The organism is Oleispirillum naphthae (assembly GCA_027864655.1).
GTDB classification, from domain to species: Bacteria; Pseudomonadota; Alphaproteobacteria; order Rhodospirillales; family Rhodospirillaceae; genus Oleispirillum; species Oleispirillum naphthae.
This window is the reverse complement of the sequence record JAQAZG010000009.1, coordinates 59,257-77,842: the sequence shown is the minus strand read 5'-3', so window position 1 is coordinate 77,842 and position 18,586 is coordinate 59,257. Positions and strand designations below refer to the sequence as shown.

The window sequence follows — 18,586 nt, the reverse complement described above, 5'->3', positions numbered from 1 at the left end:
TCCATCTCACCAGTAGCCGATGATCTTCCACCAGATCAGCCCGATGCTCAGGGTCAGGGCGACGTTGACGCTGACCACCACGAAGTTGATGGAATAGAAGCGCGGCCGCTGGAAATAGCCCTGGGCGAAGTAGATCGGCCCCGGGCCGCCCGCGTATTCGGTGATTCCCCACATCAGGTTGGAGAGAATGCCGAAGGCCATCGCCGCCATCAGGGGCGGCGTGCCCGCCGCGATCGCGGTGGCGGTGAACGGCACGAACAGCGCCGCGACGTGGCCGCTCGCGGTGGCGAACATGTAGTGCACGTAGACGTAGCCGAGGCAGAGCACGATGAAGGCGGTCATCCAGCTCCAGCCGGTCATCCCCGCGCCGACCTTGGTGGTCATCCACTTGACGAAGCCGAGGTCGGTGAGTCCGGTGGCGAGGCTGATGATCACCGCGAACCAGATCACCGTATCCCAGGCCGCATGGTCCTTGAGGATGTCCTTCCACTCCAGGGTGCCGGTGGCGAGCAGGTAGGCGACCAGGCCGAAGGCGACGGTGGTGGCGCTGAGGTGGGTGATCAGGCTGGTGCCCCAGCCGAGCAGGCCGAGCACGAAGCCCACGCCCACCAGCTTTTCGGCATGGCTGAGCGCGCCCATCTCGGCGAGCGCGGTCTTGCCCATCTCGCGGGCTTCGGGGGTGCGCTTGAGCTCGGGGCGGAGCAGCGCATAGACGAGCAGCGGCGTGAGCACGAAGCTCGCCAGGCACGGCGCCGCCGCGGCGAGAACCCAGCCGCCCCAGCTGATCTCGATGTCGAGGTTCTGCTTGGCGAGGCTCGCGGCGAGCGGGTTGGCCGCCATGCCGGTGAGGAACATCGCGCCGGTGATCGGCGTGACCTGGAAGCAGCACATCGTCAGGAAGTCGCCGATCTTCTTGCCGGTCGGGCCGGGGCCGGAACCGAGCACCTCGTTGATCGCGCGGGCGACGGGGAAGATGATGCCGCCGGAGCGGGCGGTGACCGAGGGCGTCGCCGGGGCGATGATGAGGTCGGTGATGCCGAGCGCGTAGGCGATGCCGAGGCTGCTGCCGCCGAACATCGAAACCAGCTTGTAGGCGACGCGGCGTCCGAGCCCGCTCTTGATGAAGGCGAGCGACAGCACATAGGCGCAGAAGATCAGCCATACCGTGCCGTTGGAAAAGCCGACCAGCGCCTTGCCCTGGCTGAGGGTGCCGGTGAAGATCGCCACCGACAGCGCGACGATCATCACCGCGCCCGAGGGCAGCGGCTGGGTGAGAATGCCGCAGATCATCGCGGCGAAGATGGCGAACATGTGCCAGGCCTTGACGCTCAGGCCTGCGGGCACGGGCAGGAGCCACAGCGCCGCCATGACGAGAATCGGCAGCCCGGCGGAAAACAGCAGCCGGGATTTCGCGGGTAACGGATTGTCGGACATAATATGAACCCCTGATTTTCTGCGTGCGGAAGCACGGTTGGCACACTCTGCACAACCCGGCGCTTCGCGGCGGGAAACGACGGCGAAGCGCCGTCCTGTTCGGGGGGCGGTCAGCGTTCGGCGCGGCCGAGCACCCGGTCCACCATCTGCGGCGCAACGCCGAGATAGTTGGCGGGATCGGTCAGCCGGTCGATCGCGGCGCGGTCGAAATGCGCCGTCACCTCCGGCACCGTGGCGAGCACGTCCGCGAGCGAACGCTTCTCCTCCGCGGCGACGCGGCAGGCGGCGTAGACGATGTCGTGCGCCTCCTGGCGGCCGGTGTGGGGGGCGAGCCCCATCATCACCGCTTCGGAGACGATCAGGCCGTTGGTGATGTCGAGGTTGCTGCGCATCCGCGCGGCATCGACGATCAGTCCGCCGAGCATGAAGCGGGCCTGGTTCAGCGCACCCGCGGTGAGGACGAAGCTTTCGGGGATGGCGATCCACTCGGCATGCCAGGGGCCGGTGGCGCGTTCGAAGTCCTGCACCATCGCATCGACCATCAGGCCGGCCTGCTGGCGCACCGCCTTGGCGCTCGCGAGCATCAGTTCGCTCGAAATCGGGTTGCGCTTCTGCGGCATGGTGCTGGAGGCGCCGCGCCCGGTGACGAAGGGCTCGTACACCTCGCCGAGTTCGTTCGCCATCAGCATCATCACGTCGTAGCCGATCTTGCCGAGGGAGCCGGTGATCAGCGCCAGCAGGTTGACCGCTTCGGCGAAGCCGTCGCGGGCGACGTGCCAGGTGGCGGCGGGGCTGCCGAGGCCGAGCTCCGCCATCAGCGCGTCCTGCACGTCGAGGCCGCGGTCGCCGAGGGAGGCCAGGGTGCCCGCCGCGCCGGCGAACTCGCCGACGAGGACGCGCGGACGCACCTGCTCCAGGCGTTCGGCATGGCGGTCGAACATCGCGAGCCACACCCCGACCTTGTAGCCGAAGGTGATCGGCAGGGCGTGCTGCAGATGGGTGCGCCCGGCCATCGGGGTGTCGCGGTAGCGCAGCGCAAGGGCGGCGAGAATGCGCCGCAGCTCGGCGACGTCGGCGGCGACGATGTCGAGACCGGCGCGCACCTGCAACACCACGGCGGTGTCCATGATGTCCTGGGTGGTGGCGCCCCAGTGCACGTAGCGCCCGCCTGCGCCGCACATCTTGGAGAGCTGGTGGACGAGCGGCAGGATCGGGTAGCCGACGATCTCCGTCTCGTGGCGGAGGATGTCGAAATCGAGCCTGGCGGAATCCGCCTTCGCGGCGATCTCCTCCGCCGCGGCCTGCGGGATCACTCCGCACTTCGCCTCGGCGCGGGCGAGCGCCACCTCGACCTCGACGTAGCGGTCGATGAGGGCGCGGTCGGAGAAGACCGCACGGATTTCCGGCGTGCCGAAGGCATCGCGATAGAGTATGGAATCGAGAACGGTGCAGGACGTTCCGGAAAAGCCTAACGCCATGAAAATCCTCCCTTATGTTATTGGGGCCTGTCGATTTAATATACGGACATTATATTATGTCAGGACATAATTCAAGCCGTTATGTCCTGACATAATGGGGACGCAAACCGGCGGTGGCGGGCCGTGCCGCCGCCGGAGGATTCGCTGTCAAGCCGGTCTGGGATTTGCTATGAATATCAGTATGAAAGAGACGCTCTACGCGCAGGTTGCGCGGGATCTTTCCGAAGGAATCGCCTCCGGCCGCTTCCCCGTCGGTTCGCATCTGCCGACGGAGATGGAGTTGTGCGCGCAATATGGCGCGAGCCGCCATACCATCCGCACCGCAATGCGGGAGCTACAGGGACTGGGCCTGATCTCGCGGCGCAAGAAGGCGGGCACCCGCGTCGAGTCGACGCCCACCGCCAGCCTCTACCGCTCGTCGATCAGCAGCGTCGAGGACTTGAGCCAGTTCGGCGTGGATCACAAGCGGGTGATCCGCGAGGTCGCCGACATCATCGCCGACCGCACCTTCGCCAAGACCTTCGGCCGCCCGGCGGGGACGCGCTGGGTGCGGTTTTCGGCGGTGCGCGTCACCGGCCCGGACGACGAAACGCCGATCGTCTGGACCGACATCTACGCCGAGGAAACCTATTCCGCGGTGCGCGAAATGGTGCGGGAACACCCCGAACTGCTGATCGCCACGATGATCGAGCGGCACTACGGCCGCCGGATCGCGGAGGTGCGCCAGACCATCGCGCCCACCCTGGTTTCCGAGGCGATGGCCGCGGCGCTGGGGGTGCCGCCCGCCTCGCTGGCGCTGCGCATCGTCCGCCACTACGTCGATATGGCGGGCGAGGCCTTCGTGGTGTCGGAGAGCATCCTCCCCGCCGACCGCTTCACCTTCACCATGCGCCTGACCCGTCAGCCCAACACCCCCGCCTGAGCGCGAAAGGGGCTTGACTCTCATGTTCGGACATATATAAATGTCCGAACATAAAGGCGCCGCGGCGCCGGGCCGGCTCTCTCCCCCCTGCCGGTGCCCGGAGCCTCCCCCTGCCCGGGCAAGATCCGGCGGTCCGTGGCGCCCCCCACCTTGCACAATCCGCGGGGCAGCATGCGCATCGTCGATATCCGAGAAGTTTCGGTTCCTCTCGAAGGCAACATCGCCAACGCCGTGGTCAGCTTCGCCGAGCACGACGTGTCGCTGGTCGCGGTGGAAAGCGACGTCATCCGCAACGGCAGGCCGGTCACCGGCTACGGCTTCGATTCGATCGGCCGCTTCGCCCAGGGCGGCATCCTGCGCGCCCGCATCATCCCGCGGTTGCGCGCGGCGGATCCGGCCTCCCTGCTCGACGAGAGCGGCCTGCGCTTCGACCCCGGCAAGGTCTATGCCGCGGCGATGCGCAACGAAAAGCCGGGCGGTCACGGCGATCGCGCCGCCGCCGTCGGCGCCCTGGAGCTTGCGATCTGGGACCTCAACGCCAAGCTCGCCGACGTTCCGGCGCACGTGCTGATCGCGCGGCATTTCGGCCGCGCCCCGCAGTCGCAGAGCGCCGATGTCTACGCCGCGGGCGGTTACTACTATCCGCCGGGCAGCGGCCGCACCCTGCGCGACGAATTCGCCGCGTACCGCGACATGGGTTTCACCGGCTTCAAGATGAAGATCGGCGGCGCGTCCCTGGCGCGCGACCTCGAACGCATCGAGGAGGCGCTGGGCGTGGCGGGCAGCGGCGCCGGCCTCGCGGTGGATGCGAACGGCCGCTTCGGCCTGGATACGGCCCTCGCCTACGCCGAGGCGATCAAGGGCTACGGCCTGCGCTGGTACGAAGAGATCGGCGATCCCCTCGACTTCGACCTCAACCGCCGCGTCGCCGAGGTCTACGACGGGCCGATCGCCACCGGCGAGAACCTGTTCTCGCTGGCCGACGCGGTCAATCTCGCGCGCTACGGCGGCATGCGCCCGGGGCGCGACATCTTCCAGATGGATGCGGGGCTGAGCTACGGCCTCACCGAATACGCGCGGATGATCGACATGCTGGAGGCCAACGGTTTCGACCGCCGCTCCGCCCATCCGCACGGCGGCCACCTGATCAACCTGCACATCGTCGTGGGCCTGGAACTCGGCGGCTGCGAGGCCTATCCGGGGGTGTTCCAGCCGTTCGGCGGCTACGCGCCGAGTTGCGCCCTCGGCGGCGGCCAGGTGCGCCCCAGCGATGCGCCGGGCTTCGGCCTGGAGGAAAAGCCGGAATTGAGGAACGCGATCGCCCGCCTTGCGAACTGAGGCGCCGGCCCCGCATAAAAAGCGGCGGCCGGCCTTATAAAGCCGGCCGCCGAAAGGGGCCTTACAATTCATACTCTCTTCGATGCTTCGAAATTTCTCCCTCGGCCCGGACGGCATCGCCACCCGGGCCGGGAGAGGTGCGCGCGATGAGGGGGGCATCGCGCGACATCCCATGCACGCTTAATGGGGGGAGGCGTGCAGGGACACGGCGATCCCTTCCAGGTCGGGACGCGCCGCGGGGTAGCGGCTCATCACCAGCGGGTCGTGGCCGGGGACGATATGCTGCGGCGACGGCGCGACGCGATAGAGGGCGTCGAAGCCTTCCATCATCTCGCCGATGTGCACGGCGGTGCGGAACGGCCGCCCGGCCTCCATGTTCTCGTAGAAGTGAGACACGTCGGAGGCGAGCACCACCCAGCCGCGCGCGGTGTAGACGCTGACGAACTGCAGGCCGAGGGAGTGGCCTCCGGCCGGATGCAGGCGGATGCCCGGGGCGAGATCCGCCGGGCTGTCGTACATCGCCACGCGCGCCTTGAAGTTCAGCCGCACCAGGTCGCACACGTCGTCGGGTTCGAACGAGTGGGAGATGTTGTGGTAGCGCATGTAACGGCCGGTGGCGAACTGGACTTCCTTCTCCTGGATGTGGAAGCAGGCCTTGGGGAAGCGTTCCAGGTTGCCCGCGTGGTCGTAGTGCATGTGGGTGATCACCACGTCGCTGACTTCGGCGGGGGCGACGCCGAGCTGCGGCAGCACCTCGATGGGGTCGCGCAGGAAGGTGCGCTTCCTCTGCGCGGCGACCTCCTTGGTGAAGCCGGTGTCGATGACGACGGTCTTCTCCGCGCCGATCGCCACCCAGAGGAAGTAGTCCATCGGCATCGGCCCGTCGTGGGGGTCTCCGCCGATGAAATGATCCGCCCGCCGGGCGTCGCGGGTGGCATAGCGGATCGCGTAGAGTTCGTATTGAGGCGGACGGTCGGTCATGTTTCCTCCCTGATCTGACCAGTGGCATGAGGCGGCTCAGCCGGAGGCGTGGAGCGGTTCATGCCGCTTTTTCCGGGGCATGTGGTTGATCGAGAGCGCCGTCATCGAGGCGTCGCGCACTGCGGTGCGGTAGTCGCCGGGCTTGTTGCAGTCGCCGACCAGCACGTAGGGAATGCCCGAATCCTCGACCGCCTGCAGGGAGTCGCGGTTGGGCTGCGAGCCGACCGCGAGGATCACCGCATCGCCGAGATCGACGGTGGTTTCCGCTCCGTCGATGGAGAGGACGACGCCGTTGCCTTCGGTGCGCTGCATGCGCGCGCCGGTGATGATCCGCACCCCCGCCGCTTCCAGCCGCTGCACGATCTCGAAGCGGTTGTTGCGGGCGAGTTCCGGCGCGAGCGCGGTGCGCATCTCGATGATGGTGACGGTGCAGCCCCGGGTGACCAGGAGGTCGGCGGTCTCGACGCCGACCATGCCGCCGCCGATGATGGTGACGTGGGCCTTCTCCTTGAGGCGCTCCGGATGGTGCAGCACCTGCCAGGACTGCAGCACCGGCGGTGCGAAGTCCATCTTCACCGGCAGGGGCCGCGGCTTCGCTCCGGTGGCGACGACGATCAGGTCGGGGGCGGCCCGGCGCAGCGCCTGGGCGCTTACCGCGACGCCGGTGCGTATCGGGATGCCGAGGGCCGCGAGCGACTCCTTGCGGTAGATCCAGATGCCGTTGACGTCTTCCTTGTCCGGCGCCGCGGTGGTGAGGGGCAACTGGCCGCCCGCGACGTCCGACTGTTCCCAGATTTCGACGCGGTGGCCGAGTCCGCCCGCGATGCGCGCGGTCTCCGCCCCGGAGACTCCGGCGCCGAGGACGAGGACGTTCTTGCGTTCGTCCGTCGGCAGCGCGCCGGCGAAGAGTTGCGGTTCGAGGAACTCCAGGGCCTCGAACTCGGTGCCGACCATCGGGTTGGCGGCGCAGGAAACGTCGAGCTCCAGGGTCAGCCGCTCGAAGCAGACGTTGCACGAGATGCAGCGGCGAATCGGCGCCTTGACCTCGCCGAGGGCCTTGCCCACCCAGTGCGGGTCGGCGATCAGGGCGCGGCCGAGGGAGACGAAGTCGGTGCTCTCCGAGGCGAGCACCGACTCGGCGTCCTCGGGGGTGATGATCCGCCCGGCCATGATCACCGGAATGCCGAGCGCGTCCTTGAACGGCTTGGCATAGGGGGCGAGGCAGCCGCGCGGGAACGACGGCGGCTGGATGCAGTAGCGCGACAGGCTCGGGTGTTCGTTGGAGCCGCCGGAGAGGTCGAGGGCGACGATACCGGCGCGCTCCAGGGTCTCGGCCAGGGCGATCGCCTCTTCCATGGTGTAGCCGCCCTCGGTGAATTCGCTGGCGCTGATGCGCACCATGAGTTGCAGGTCGGGCACGGCGTCGCCGATCATCTCCACGGTCTCGCGCAGCAGGCGCATGCGGTTCTCCAGGGAGCCGCCGTACTCGTCGGTGCGCTTGTTGAAGCGTTCCGAAAAGAACTGCTGGAAGAGATAGCCGTTGGCCGCGTGGATTTCGCAGGCGTCGTAACCGGCGCGCCAGATGCGCCGCGCCGCGTCGGTGAACAGCCGCTGGATGTCGCGAATCTCGGGCACGGCAAGGGCGCGCACCGGCTCGCCGGTGAAGGGATGGGCGCCGGCCGAGGGGCCGACCGGTTCCATGCCGAGGACCGAGCGGCGCAGAAGCTGGCCGCGGTGGTTGAGCTGGGCGACGGCGAGGGCGCCGTTGTCCTTGATCGCATCGACGATTTCGGCGAGGCCGGGAATGAAGCAGTCGTGATAGATGCAGAGCGAGTTGTTGTGGTTGCGCGCGCCGCTGGAGATGTTCATCGCCTCGGTGATGATCATCGCGGTGCCGCCGCGCGCCCGCTCGGCGTAGTAGCGCTTGTCGCGGTCGGTGGGGAAGCCGTCGGTGGTGCCGTAGTTGGTCCCCATCGGGCCCATGACGATGCGGTTCTTGAGCCGCATGCGGCCGATCCGCCCGGCCTGGGCGAGAAGCGGGTAGGCGGGGCTGCCCGCGGCGGAAGCCGCCGCAGTCGGGAGGTCTGTCATGATACCTGTTCTCTCCTTAGCCGAGCGTGCCCTCGGGGACGAAGACCGTTCCCTTGAGGATACGGCGCGCGGTGCGTCCGAGGGTGGCGCGTTCGACGGCGATCTCCCCGCCTTCCGTGCGGAGGGCGGTTTCCGTCTCGATGACCCCGGCGGGGTGCCCGATGCGGACGAGCGGCCCTTCGCGCCTGCGCGCGCATTCGTTGACGATGGTGCCCGGGATGCGGCTGGCCACGCCGGTGCACACCGTGCTCGTCCCCGCGTAGGTCTTGTGCGTCTGCTGCATGAACTGCAGACGCGAGACGAGGTCTACCTCGTCTGCGGAGACCGTGCTGCCCGCGATGTCGTTGTAATAGTCGGCAGGTGGGCCGACCACCCCGAGAATCGGCGTGGCGGGGCTCTCCTGGCGGGAACGCGCCGCCTCCGGAATCATCCCCATCTTCGCCGCGCCGACGCCGCGAATCCGCTCGAGCAGGTCGAGCAGGTCAGGGTTGGCGTCGATCTCGGACGCGGTCTCGGTTCCCTTCATCCCGACGTCGCGTGCGCGGACGAAGACGTGCGCGTTGCCGATATCGACGAGCGACATGTCGATCTCGCCGAAGCCCGGAACGGTGAGGCGGTCGATCGGCTTGCCGGTCGGCAGGAGCCGCCCGGTGGCGCCGCCCGCGGTGTCGGAGAAGTCGATGGAAATGCGCGCGCCGCTGCCCGGCACGCCCGGCACGACGAAGCTGCCGGTTTCGACCGGCTTGCCGCTTTCGACCGGGACCTCAACGGTGAGGAGGCGCTTGAGGTTGGTGTTGTAGATGCGCACATAGGTGATCGGCGCGGTGGCGGGGACGAAGCCCTCTTCGATGGCGTAGAGGCCGACCGCCGAGGTGATGTTGCCGCAGAGGCTGCGCCAGTCGATTTCAGGGGTGTTGATTTCCACCTGCCCGAAGGTGTAGGTCAGATGGAACGGCGGCCGCCCACTCTGCGGCGGGGGCGGCGGACCGATCACGGCAAGCTTGCTGGTCAGCGGGTCCGCCCCTCCCAAGCCGTCGATCTGGCGGCGGTCCGGCGATCCGTAAATTCGCAGGATCAGCTTGCGGCGGGAGTCCGCGTCCGCGGGCAAATCCTCTTCCCTGAGGAAGACCGCCTTGCTGGTGCCGCCGCGCATGATCACGCAATCAACTGCCTGAGCCATCGTTACTCTCCATGAAACAACGGACTTCGAGTATGTGTATTATAAATTCTTATGTCAACAATATTTGGAGGCGAATCCCGGGTTCCCCAGGCGCTCCGTGGGACTCGCGGCGGGTCCGGAGGCGGGAAATGTGGCGGCGCGGCGGCGACGGCGTGGCGGTCCGAATCCTGCCGCGGCATGGCGGCGCGGCGGCCTTCCGGGCCGGAAAGCCGCAGAAACGCTGCTTCGGCATTCGGAGTCGCGACGGAAAGCGCGAAGAGCCGGGGTGACGGTCCCCCGGCTCTTGTGTAAGCATCGATCCTTCCGGATGCCGCGGCGGCGAGCATCGCGCGGGTTGGACAAAGCCGGGCAGATTGTCAGAAGTCTACGGTTGATAAAATATGCCGCTTACCCCGCCGTACGGGGCGCGTTCCTGGATTCAGGCCCTTTTCAGGCGAGGGGGGCGCACGCCGTTCTCCTGCTCCTCGTGCGCGGCCTGCCGCGAGTGGCTGAGGTGCTGACGCATGCACTTCTCGGCGAGGTCCGGATCGCGGGCCCGCATCGCTGCGAGAATCGCGCGGTGCTCCTCCAGCGCCTCGAGGGAACGCCCCTTCCGTGCGCTCGATTTATAGCGGTAGACGCGCAGGAGGTGGTAGAGATCCTCGCAGAGCATCTCGGTCAACTGGCGGTTGCCGCTTTCCTGGATGATGCGGAAGTGGAAGTCGAGGTCTCCGGGCTTCTGGAAATAGGAATCCCCGGCCTGGACCGGCTTTTCCGAGGCGTGCTTCGCCAGAAGTTCCTCCAGATCGTCCAGGGACGCATCGGAAATGCGGGAGGTGGCCAGGCGACAGGCCATGCCTTCCAACGCTTCCCGGATGTACAGCAGGTCGATCAGATCGGCCTGCGAACGTTTGGCGACCCGGGCGCCGACATGAGCGATGCGTTCCACCAGTTTGCGGCCTTCCAGCCTGCGGATGGCTTCGCGTACCGGGCCGCGACTGATGCCGAAGGCCTGTGCAAGTTCGACCTCGTCGAGCTTGGTCCCGGCCGGATAATCCCCCTTAATGATTGCAGCCTCCAGCCATTCGAATGCTCGATCGGCCAGGGTCAGTCCACCGAATGCAGGCGGCTTCAATATGTTGCTCCTTTGCCATTGACAATCCCGGCGGCGGGTCGACAGTCCTATCGGCCGGAATCAGCCCCCTCGATGCGGGTGGCTCCCCTTCCCTGCATTGCAGGCCACATCACCTCTTTAGATAAGGTCAGTGTTGCATAAGGGAGAGAGTTTTGTCGACAGTTTTTGTCAACCCCTTGTTTCACTCATAAATCTTTCGATTACAGTTGGTTGCGCCGAACTCCCGAAATGCCCCCCGATGCACCGAGGTTATGGCTTGGTTGTGGAGGTGACGCGTGGCTGTGCGGGCTTTTCCCCCATCTCGGGCCTCCGGCTCTGCGGAAAAGCTGATTTTCTTGCGGCGGGAGCGGAGTCCGGGTCGTTCGGAGGGCCGGCGCGGCAGGGATTTTGTCAAATATGCGTAATTATATTGTTGACATAAAACATTACGGGCGATTACAAATGTACAAAAGAATGGGAGGAACAAGGAGTTCAGACATGAACATCCAATCCCACCGCATGGCGACACCGTGTTCTGCGGCCCGGCCTCATGTGCACGGGAGCAAACAGGTGTCCACTGCGGCCACCCGACAGCAGCACATTTTGTCCCGGGGGTTTCGGACTCGGTACGGAACGGTTTGAGGGTGTTGCCCGGTCCCTCCCCCCGACAGGGAAACCGGGGCGGGCGGCGTCTTCTTGGTCCCCGTCTTCCACCACGCGTTCCTATGGGTGGTCCAGCAGATCTCGCGCAATGCACTATGGGAAGGGTTTGATATGTCTTTTGGAAAGATATGGGGTTCCTTCGGAGGTTTCCTGAAGGGACTCGGGGTCCTCTCAGGGCTCTCGACGGCGCTCATGACGATCCTCGTCGTCTGCAACGTGTTCTCGCGGTACGTTTTGAACAAGCCGATCGACGGCGCGTTCGAAATCTCTCAGTCGCTGCTGACGATCCTGGTGTTTTTTTCCCTCGCCTTGGCGGAACACCAGGAAGCGAATATCCGGGTCGTGCTTCTGATAAGGCACCTTCCCCGGAAGGGGAAGTGCGTAGTTTCTTGCGTTACGTCCCTGCTGAGTCTGGTGTTTTCGCTCTGGTGCAGCTTTGCCACCTGGAACTTCGCGATGGAATCGTACCACACGAACGAACTCGAGTGGGGGACGATCCAGTATCCGCTGTATCCCGTGAAGTTCGTGGTCTTCTTCGGCCTGGCCCTCCTCAGTTTTCAGTATGCCCTCGGCTCCGTAAAGCAATTCCGTGAATCTTTGAGCAAGTAGGATTTTCACCATGAGCGTAGAAATTGGCCTGGTTGGGATCGCCGCACTGTTCGTGATGATTCTATTTGGGGTGAACGTGATGATCGCCCTGGGGTCTGTCGGTGTGGTCGGACTGGCGGCGCTGGTCGGCCTGGACGCGGCGACCTCGGTGCTGCGGACCATCTTCTTCAGCACCACCCACAGCTTCCACTTCAGCGTCATTCCCCTGTTCTTGCTGATGGGGTTCTTCGCCCTGCGCGCCGGGTTGGGCAGCGACGTGTTCGAGGCTGCGGAAAAATGGTTGGGCGGCCTCAAGGGCGGTCTCGCCATCTCGACGACCCTTGCCGCGGCGGGCTTCGGCGCCGCTTCCGGTTCGAGCGTCGGCACCGCGACGGTGTTCACCAAGATCGCGCTGCCGGAAATGCTGGACCGCGGCTACAACAAGAGTCTGGCGGCGGCCTCCATCGCCATCGCGGGCACGCTCGCGGTGATGATCCCCCCGAGTTCCGTGGTGGTGATCTACGGCATTCTCACCGACTCCAGTATCGGCAGCCTGCTGATTGCCGGTCTGCTGCCGGGGCTGGTGTTCGCGGGGATTATCTGCGCGGCGATCTACATCACCGTGCTGCGGCATCCGGATTACGCTCCCTACGTCGAAAACACCGCGACCTGGAGGGAGAAGTTCTATTCCCTGCGCCTCGCCGGTCCGCTCGCGCTGGTGATCTTCTGCATCATCGCGGGGCTGTACACGGGCGCCTTCACACCTACCGAAGCGGGTGGGGTGGGCTGTCTTCTCACCTTTATTCTCGCGGTCTTCCGGCAGAAGGGATTCCGCGGCATCCAGGTCATCCCGACGCTGATCGACACCGCCCGCACCTCGGCGATGATCTTCGGCATCATCATCTGCGCCCTCGTCTTCTCGCGCTTCCTCGCGTTGAGCGGTCTCACCCAGCAGATCGGAGACTATCTGACCACGCTCGACGTCAACCGCTGGGTGGTGGTCTTCCTGATCACCCTGATCTATCTCGTCCTCGGCATGATGATGGACTCGCCGGCGCTGCTCGCCATCTCCCTGCCGATCACCCACCCGGTGATGATGAAGCTCGGCTTCGACCCGATCTGGTTCGGCACCTACGTCGTGCTTCTCTGCGAGATCGCGGCGGTGACGCCACCCGTCGGCATCAACTGTTTCGTCGTCCAGGCGACATCGGAAGGCCGGGTCGAACTGGAAGACGTCTTCCGCGGTCTGATACCGTTCGTGCTTGCGGGTTTCGCGATGCTGATCACCCTCTGTGTCTTCCCCGGGCTCGCGCTGTTGCTGCCCCATATGATGCGTTGAGCCCCCTTTGCGGGGCGGGCTCTCCCCTTGTGCGCCCCGCATCTTCTTTCCCGACCTGACTGACTGTGCGAACGCCGCCGGAGATCTTTCTCCGGCGGCGTTTCGTGCGCCGTGGCGGGGTGTCCTTCCGGGTTGCTCTCTGCCGCACGCCTCGCGGTCGTGCCGCCGCCGCGGCGGTGCGTCCGTCTCTCCGGGGGCCTCTGGCGCAGATATCCCGCGCCCGACCCGGGGAGGCGGGGATCGCAGGCGCCCCGGGAACGGGTGCGCAGAGCTTCCTCCGGCGTCGTGGATCGCGCCCCCGCTCCCTGTCGGGAGTTCGTCCTTTCACGGCATGGGGTGTCCGTCCGGCGGCGGGCACGAAAAACCCCGGTGAAGTCTCCAGGCTGTGTGAAAAGCGGATATTGAAACGGGGTATAATGGCCGCATCGGCAACGAAAGCCGGCGCTTCGAGACGCGCTCATGAACAGGGGGGCCTGTTCATGCCGTCACCGCCTCATGCGGAAAGGGGGGGGCATTTTTGGACGCCGATAGGGGGGCGAGATTCAACGCCGATTGACAGGGCAGCCCTTCGGCACCTTCTTCACACGGGGCCTCAACGGGACACGAACCGAAATCGCCCTCTCGGTCCTCGCCTGCAACCTCCTCCGCGCCATCAACCTCAGAGCTTCGGCCGCATGAGGCCAAAAACAAACAAAGAGGCTCCGGGATCGACCGGAGCCTCTTCTCGTTTTCACACAGCCTGCGGATGCACCGGGGCTTGCAGTGTGGGGAGCGAGCGCCCGCTGGGGAAATTGATCAGTGGACGGTCAGTTCCTCGGCGATCTTCTCGCCCGGCACGCCGAGTTTCGTCGCGCGGTCGATCCAGGACTGCCGCAGCTTCTGGATGTCCTTGTCCTTGATCACATCCTTGAAGATGTCTTGCGGGAACGGGATGTGGGTCACGCCCTTGGCCTTCCAGCCTTCGATCACGTCGGCAGTGAGCTTCTTGCTGAAGGCGACGAAGTTCCTGTGGTTCTCGTGGCCGAGCTCGTCGATGGCCTTCTTCGCAACCGGATCGAGTTTTTTGTACATGTCGAGGTTCATCACGATGAACTGGCCGTAGGAGGCACCGAACGGAATGTCGGTGTAGTACTTAGCCACTTCCTGCCACTGGAAGCTGCGGGTGTAGGTCACGCCCGTGGTGGTGCAGTCGATGATACCGCGCTGCAGCGCCTCATAGGTCTCGGTCGTCGTGATCGAGATCGGGGTGGCCCCGAGAGCCTTGAACAGGGCCGGGTACGCCGAACCGTAGCTGCGGACGCGCTTGCCGCGGAAATCGGCGAGAGTGCGCACCGGGCTGGTGCAGAGCAGGCCGTAGGGCTCGAGCGGACGATAGCCGATGACCTTCAGGTTGTAGCGGGCGAGTTCCTGGTCGAACTGCGGATAGGTCGTATGCCAGCGCTGCATCGCGTCGCCGATTTCCTCGGTGGAAAGGGGCTGCGGCACGAAATAGCTCACCGCGTTGTTGAGCAGGAACTTGTCCATATAGTAGGAAATGACGATATCGCCCATGCTGCCGACACCGGCAGAAATGGCATCGGGAAGCTCGACCTGGGAAGCGGCGCTGCCGCCCCACATCACGTTGATCTTGTGCTTCCCACCGGTCCGCTTTGCGAATTCGTCCACGAACCACTGGATATTGGCCGCCATTGAATCCCCGGCGTTCTGGCTCTTCCAGGTCAACCAGCGATAGGTCTCGGCCTGAGCGTTGGGGGCCCCCAGAGCCATCGCCGACGAAAGTGCGACAGCAGCGCAGAGAGCGCTGCGGACGAAATGATGCTTCATGCTTTTCTCCCGCGCTTTTTTTCGATCGCCTGAGTGCCAACATTATTTTGTTGACAATATGAGTGTGCACTTTTGCGAAGGCACGTCAAGGGCGTTCTCTTATTTCTGCCCGATTGCCCGATTGTGGATGCGGGATGGCGATTTGCGCGGATGAAGCCGCACGGGGAGGGGCACGGCGCGGCGGAATCCGGGAGGTGTTCGTGTCCGACGTGCGAGGCGTTCCGGCCGCATGTGAAGCGCGGAAAATCGCGCTATTCCATGGAGTTCCCAGGAGAGGACGGGGCGGGCGGCGGAGATGCGGGGCAGCCCGGATCGGCGGCTGCGGCACGCACGCATGGGGGGGACTCGCGGCGGAGACGGACGCTGCCACAGAATCGCCACCCTCCGCTTGCGGCGCAGCCATGGTGGTTTTGCGTGATCGCGGCCGGAAGCATCGGATTCTTCAATATATATGAAAAAATCCTTATGTACTATGAAGCTAGGAAAACATGCGAGTCCCTCGGGCAAAGGAGGTCGGCGGGCAATGGCCCAGTTAAATTGTTGACAATGTAAATTAAACATCTTAAGTTCGTGTCGGATTGAAGGCGTCGTAATGCCGTGGATTTTGCCATGGCCGGCTTGCCGGACCGGGCCCCGCACGTCAGTCTCGGGGCGGGGTCCGCGGCGGCCCCGGCGGAATGGACGGGCGGTACGGTGTCTTTGCGAGGGCGTCTCGTCGTCGGGTGGATACGGAATCCTCGGGCGGGCGAAGTTTGACAAGAGAGAGTGGAACCCATGACCAGTACAGCGGCCGAAAAGATTGCCGACCACTTCGTGCATCTTAAGTTCAAGGATCTGCCCGCAGAGCGCATCCGCCAGGTGAAGACCCTGGTGAAGGACTACCTCGGCGTCGCCCTCGGCGGCAGCCGCACCGACAGCGGCAAGGTCGCCGCCGGCTTTGCCAAGGAGATCGGCGGGGCGCCGCAGGCCACGGTGATCGGCAACGGCGCGCGGGTGCCGGCGGTGCACGCGGCCTTCGCCAACGCGATCGCCTCGCACAGCATCGAGCTCGACGACGTGGACTACCTTGCGCTCTTCCACTTCAGCCCCCCGGTGGTTTCCGCCGCGCTTGCGGTGGCCGAGCAGGAAGGCGCGAGCGGCAAGGAGTTCCTCGCCGCGGTGATCGCCGGCTGCGAAATGATGTCGCGGGCGAGCCACGCCACCAACTTCTCGCTGCGCGACCGCGGTTTCCACACCACGCCGACCTGCGGCGTGTTCGGCGCGGCGATCGCTTCCGCCTATCTGATGCGCCTGAACGGCGACCAGTTCGTCTCGTCGCTGGGTCTGGCCGGCGCGCAGTCCTCGGGACTGATGGAGATGTACGGCCCGTCGATGCAGAAGCGCTTCAACCCCGGTCCGGCGGCGCGCAACGGCGTGACCTCGGCATGGATGGCGCGCCTGGGTTTCACCGGCGCGGCGACGATCTTCGACGGTGAACGCGGCTTCTGCCGGGCGTTCAGCGACGAATTCGACGTCAGCGCCCTGACCGCCGACCTCGGGCCCGGCTATCCGGACGAATTCGAGTACAAGCCCTACTCCTGCGCCCGCCCGATCCACAACGCGATCGACTGCGCGCTCAACATCCGCAAGGAGCTGAAGGAGCCGCTGAGCGCGGTGAAGTCGATCTCCATGCGGCGCCATCCGAAGTGGGCGGAATACCACAAGAACGCCCATCCGAAGACCTATCACGAGGCGCAGGTGAGCCTGCCCTATTCGGTTGCCGTGGCGCTGATCGAAGGCGCCGCCCTGTTCCCGCAGTACAGCAACGACAAGCTCGGCGATGCGGAGATCATCCGCCTATCGACGATGGTGGACATCGTCTCCGACGACAGCCTGCCGCGCGGCGTTTCCTGCCTGATGGAACTCAAGACCGAAGGCGGCAACACCCTCACCTCGCAGGTCGATCACCCGAGCGGCTCGATCGAGAACCCGATGACTCCGGAACAGATGAACGCCAAGGTGCACCTGCTGGCGGATCCGGTGGTCGGCAAGGCCTCGGTCGATGCGTTGATTGCGGCGGTCGATCATCTGGAGGACGCAGAATCGGTTACCGAAGTCATCCGGAATACGATTCCTTCCGCCCTCGGCGCATGAAGGAGGCACAAGCATGACCGTCGTAGAGAAGAAGGAAACGTCCGGCGCCGCGCGACTCGCGGGTCAGCCGACGCGTGCCCTCGCGGAGTTCGTGGTCGGAGTGAAGCGCAACGGCGTGCCGGACGGGGTTCGTGCCGTCCTCGCCGACGCGGTGCTCGACGCTATCGGCTGCGGCTTCTTCGGGCTCACCACCAAGCCATGCCGCATCGCGCACGACTTCGCGCTCGACCAGGGCGGTCCCGCCGAGGCGAGCGTGTGGTGCAGCGGGGGGGCGGGGAAGGTCTCGCTCCTCAACACCGTGCTGGCCAACGGTACGGCCATCCACGGTTTCGATTTCGACGATCATAGCCGAGCCAAGATTCACCCCGGCGCGGCGGTGCTGCCCACCGCCCTTGCGCTCGCCGAGCGCGAGAACATCGACGGCGAGACCTTCCTCGCCGCGGTGGCCGCGGGCTATGAGGTGATGAACCGGATAAGCCTCGGGGCCAACCCCAACGCCTCCCGCACCAAGGGCTGGCACCTCACCGGGACCACCGGGACCTTCGGCGCGGCCGCGGCCGCTTCGGTGATCCTCGGTCTCGACGCGGAGGCCACGGCCGGCGCCTTCGGCCTTGCGGGGACGCAGTCCTCCGGGCTCTGGGCCTTTACCGCCGACGGTGCGATGACCAAGCGCATCCACCCCGGCTTCGCCGGGCGCAACGGCCTGACCTCGGCGTTGCTGGTGCAGCGCGGTTTCTTCGGCGGCAGCCACATCCTCGAAGCCGAGGACGGCAGCTTCCTGCGGGCGACTTCCGACGATCCGCGTCCGGAGGAGGTGGTGCGCGGCCTCGGCATCGAATGGCGCGCCGAGGCGGTGTGCTTCAAGCCCTATCCCTGCTGCGGCAGCAACCATGCGAGCATCGGGGCGAGTCTGGACCTGATGGCGGAGAACGGCTTCGCCGCCGATGACGTCGATAAGGTGGTGATCGGGGTGAGCCGCGTCGTGCTGTTGCAGACCGGCTATCCGTACGAGAAGTCCACCGTCCTCAACGCCCAGATGAACATCCGCTACAACGTCGCGGTGGCGCTTCTCGACCGGGGCGCCCTGATCGAGCAGTTCACCGCCGAGCGTATGGAAGACCCGCGGCTCGAGGCGCTGATCAAGCGCATCGACGTGGTGGTCGATCCGGAAATGGATGCGATCTACCCCGGGCGCTACGGCGGCATCGTCACCATCCACTTGAAGAACGGCAAGACCGTGACCAAGCGCGTGGACTTCTCCAAGGGCATGCCGGAGAACCGCATGTCGCCGGAGGAAATGTCCGCGAAGTTCGTCTCCCTCGTCGCCTCGACCACCGACAAGGAGACGGCGGAGAGCCTGCTCGTGGATTTGAAGGGAATCTTCGAGATGCCGAACGTCGGCAAGATCGCTGCCAGACTTGGAGCGCCGTCCCTCCGGAATTCCGGGTAACGACGCCGGGTTCGGCATTTCGTAGTGACCGTGCAGAGCGCAGGGACGTGAACGGCCGAAGAGGCAGTCTCT

The 18,586-nt window shown here is 65.5% G+C and carries 13 protein-coding genes; 6 read left to right on the top strand and 7 right to left on the bottom strand.

All coding sequences use genetic code 11. From position 1 onward, the window contains the following. Positions 1–6 precede the first annotated feature (6 nt). Positions 7–1,434: a DASS family sodium-coupled anion symporter gene (locus tag O7R11_RS10945; protein WP_337997557.1), complete on the bottom strand. Its 1,428-nt coding sequence runs from the start codon at positions 1,432–1,434 to the stop codon at positions 7–9. Between the two features lie 110 nt (positions 1,435–1,544). Next, entirely contained in the window at positions 1,545–2,912 is a 1,368-nt protein-coding gene (gene pcaB / locus O7R11_RS10940) for a 3-carboxy-cis,cis-muconate cycloisomerase (protein WP_337997556.1), read from the bottom strand. A 169-nt stretch (positions 2,913–3,081) separates the two neighbouring features. On the opposite strand from pcaB, the gene O7R11_RS10935 reads away from it, so the two are divergent. Together O7R11_RS10935 and O7R11_RS10930 are read left to right on the top strand one after the other, a co-directional pair. After that, entirely contained in the window at positions 3,082–3,834 is a 753-nt protein-coding gene (locus O7R11_RS10935) for a GntR family transcriptional regulator (protein WP_337997555.1), read from the top strand. 150 nt (positions 3,835–3,984) lie between these two features. After that, entirely contained in the window at positions 3,985–5,172 is a 1,188-nt protein-coding gene (locus O7R11_RS10930; protein WP_337997554.1) for an enolase C-terminal domain-like protein, read from the top strand. Positions 5,173–5,352: 180 nt separating this feature from the next. Here the strand turns inward: O7R11_RS10930 and O7R11_RS10925 are convergent, their stop codons facing one another. The 4 genes from O7R11_RS10925 to O7R11_RS10910 all read right to left on the bottom strand — a co-directional run bounded on the left by O7R11_RS10925 (position 5,353) and on the right by O7R11_RS10910 (position 10,538). Beyond that, positions 5,353–6,153: an N-acyl homoserine lactonase family protein gene (locus O7R11_RS10925; protein ID WP_337997553.1), complete on the bottom strand. Its 801-nt coding sequence runs from the start codon at positions 6,151–6,153 to the stop codon at positions 5,353–5,355. A 36-nt stretch (positions 6,154–6,189) separates the two neighbouring features. Continuing rightward, positions 6,190–8,244 carry an oxidoreductase gene (locus O7R11_RS10920; RefSeq protein WP_337997552.1) on the bottom strand — a complete coding sequence of 685 codons (2,055 nt, stop codon included), beginning with the start codon at positions 8,242–8,244 and terminating at the stop codon, positions 6,190–6,192. A gap of 16 nt (positions 8,245–8,260) precedes the next feature. After that, positions 8,261–9,424 carry a 2-methylaconitate cis-trans isomerase PrpF family protein gene (locus tag O7R11_RS10915; RefSeq protein WP_337997551.1) on the bottom strand — a complete coding sequence of 388 codons (1,164 nt, stop codon included), beginning with the start codon at positions 9,422–9,424 and terminating at the stop codon, positions 8,261–8,263. 418 nt (positions 9,425–9,842) lie between these two features. Then, positions 9,843–10,538, bottom strand: coding sequence for a GntR family transcriptional regulator (locus tag O7R11_RS10910; RefSeq protein WP_337997550.1), 696 nt, complete (start codon positions 10,536–10,538; stop codon positions 9,843–9,845). Positions 10,539–11,213: 675 nt separating this feature from the next. Between O7R11_RS10910 and O7R11_RS10905 the strand changes: the two genes are divergently transcribed. After that, entirely contained in the window at positions 11,214–11,789 is a 576-nt protein-coding gene (locus O7R11_RS10905; RefSeq protein ID WP_337997549.1) for a TRAP transporter small permease subunit, read from the top strand. A gap of 10 nt (positions 11,790–11,799) precedes the next feature. After that, on the top strand, positions 11,800–13,107 hold the full coding sequence (locus O7R11_RS10900; RefSeq protein ID WP_337997548.1) for a TRAP transporter large permease: 1,308 nt from the start codon (positions 11,800–11,802) through the stop codon (positions 13,105–13,107). 795 nt (positions 13,108–13,902) lie between these two features. Here O7R11_RS10900 and dctP read toward each other — a convergent pair. After that, positions 13,903–14,931, bottom strand: a complete 1,029-nt coding sequence (gene dctP / locus O7R11_RS10895; RefSeq protein WP_337997547.1) for a TRAP transporter substrate-binding protein DctP — start codon at positions 14,929–14,931, stop codon at positions 13,903–13,905. Between the two features lie 774 nt (positions 14,932–15,705). Between dctP and O7R11_RS10890 the strand changes: the two genes are divergently transcribed. Together O7R11_RS10890 and O7R11_RS10885 are read left to right on the top strand one after the other, a co-directional pair. Continuing rightward, positions 15,706–17,064, top strand: coding sequence for an MmgE/PrpD family protein (locus tag O7R11_RS10890; RefSeq protein WP_337997546.1), 1,359 nt, complete (start codon positions 15,706–15,708; stop codon positions 17,062–17,064). Positions 17,065–17,077: 13 nt separating this feature from the next. Beyond that, a complete protein-coding gene (locus tag O7R11_RS10885; protein WP_337997545.1) occupies positions 17,078–18,514 on the top strand; it encodes an MmgE/PrpD family protein in 1,437 nt (478 codons plus the stop codon). Positions 18,515–18,586: the final 72 nt, after the last annotated feature.

Excerpts from the sequence above, each read along its gene's own strand:
- O7R11_RS10945 (WP_337997557.1), bottom strand. The coding sequence starts at position 1,434 with ATGTCCGACAATCCGTTACCCGCGAAATCCCGGCTGCTGTTTTCCGCC.
- pcaB (WP_337997556.1), bottom strand. The coding sequence starts at position 2,912 with ATGGCGTTAGGCTTTTCCGGAACGTCCTGCACCGTTCTCGATTCCATA.
- O7R11_RS10935 (WP_337997555.1), top strand. The coding sequence starts at position 3,082 with ATGAATATCAGTATGAAAGAGACGCTCTACGCGCAGGTTGCGCGGGAT.
- O7R11_RS10925 (WP_337997553.1), bottom strand. The coding sequence starts at position 6,153 with ATGACCGACCGTCCGCCTCAATACGAACTCTACGCGATCCGCTATGCC.
- O7R11_RS10920 (WP_337997552.1), bottom strand. The coding sequence starts at position 8,244 with ATGACAGACCTCCCGACTGCGGCGGCTTCCGCCGCGGGCAGCCCCGCC.
- O7R11_RS10915 (WP_337997551.1), bottom strand. The coding sequence starts at position 9,424 with ATGGCTCAGGCAGTTGATTGCGTGATCATGCGCGGCGGCACCAGCAAG.
- O7R11_RS10900 (WP_337997548.1), top strand. The coding sequence starts at position 11,800 with ATGAGCGTAGAAATTGGCCTGGTTGGGATCGCCGCACTGTTCGTGATG.
- dctP (WP_337997547.1), bottom strand. The coding sequence starts at position 14,931 with ATGAAGCATCATTTCGTCCGCAGCGCTCTCTGCGCTGCTGTCGCACTT.
- O7R11_RS10890 (WP_337997546.1), top strand. The coding sequence starts at position 15,706 with ATGACCAGTACAGCGGCCGAAAAGATTGCCGACCACTTCGTGCATCTT.
- O7R11_RS10885 (WP_337997545.1), top strand. The coding sequence starts at position 17,078 with ATGACCGTCGTAGAGAAGAAGGAAACGTCCGGCGCCGCGCGACTCGCG.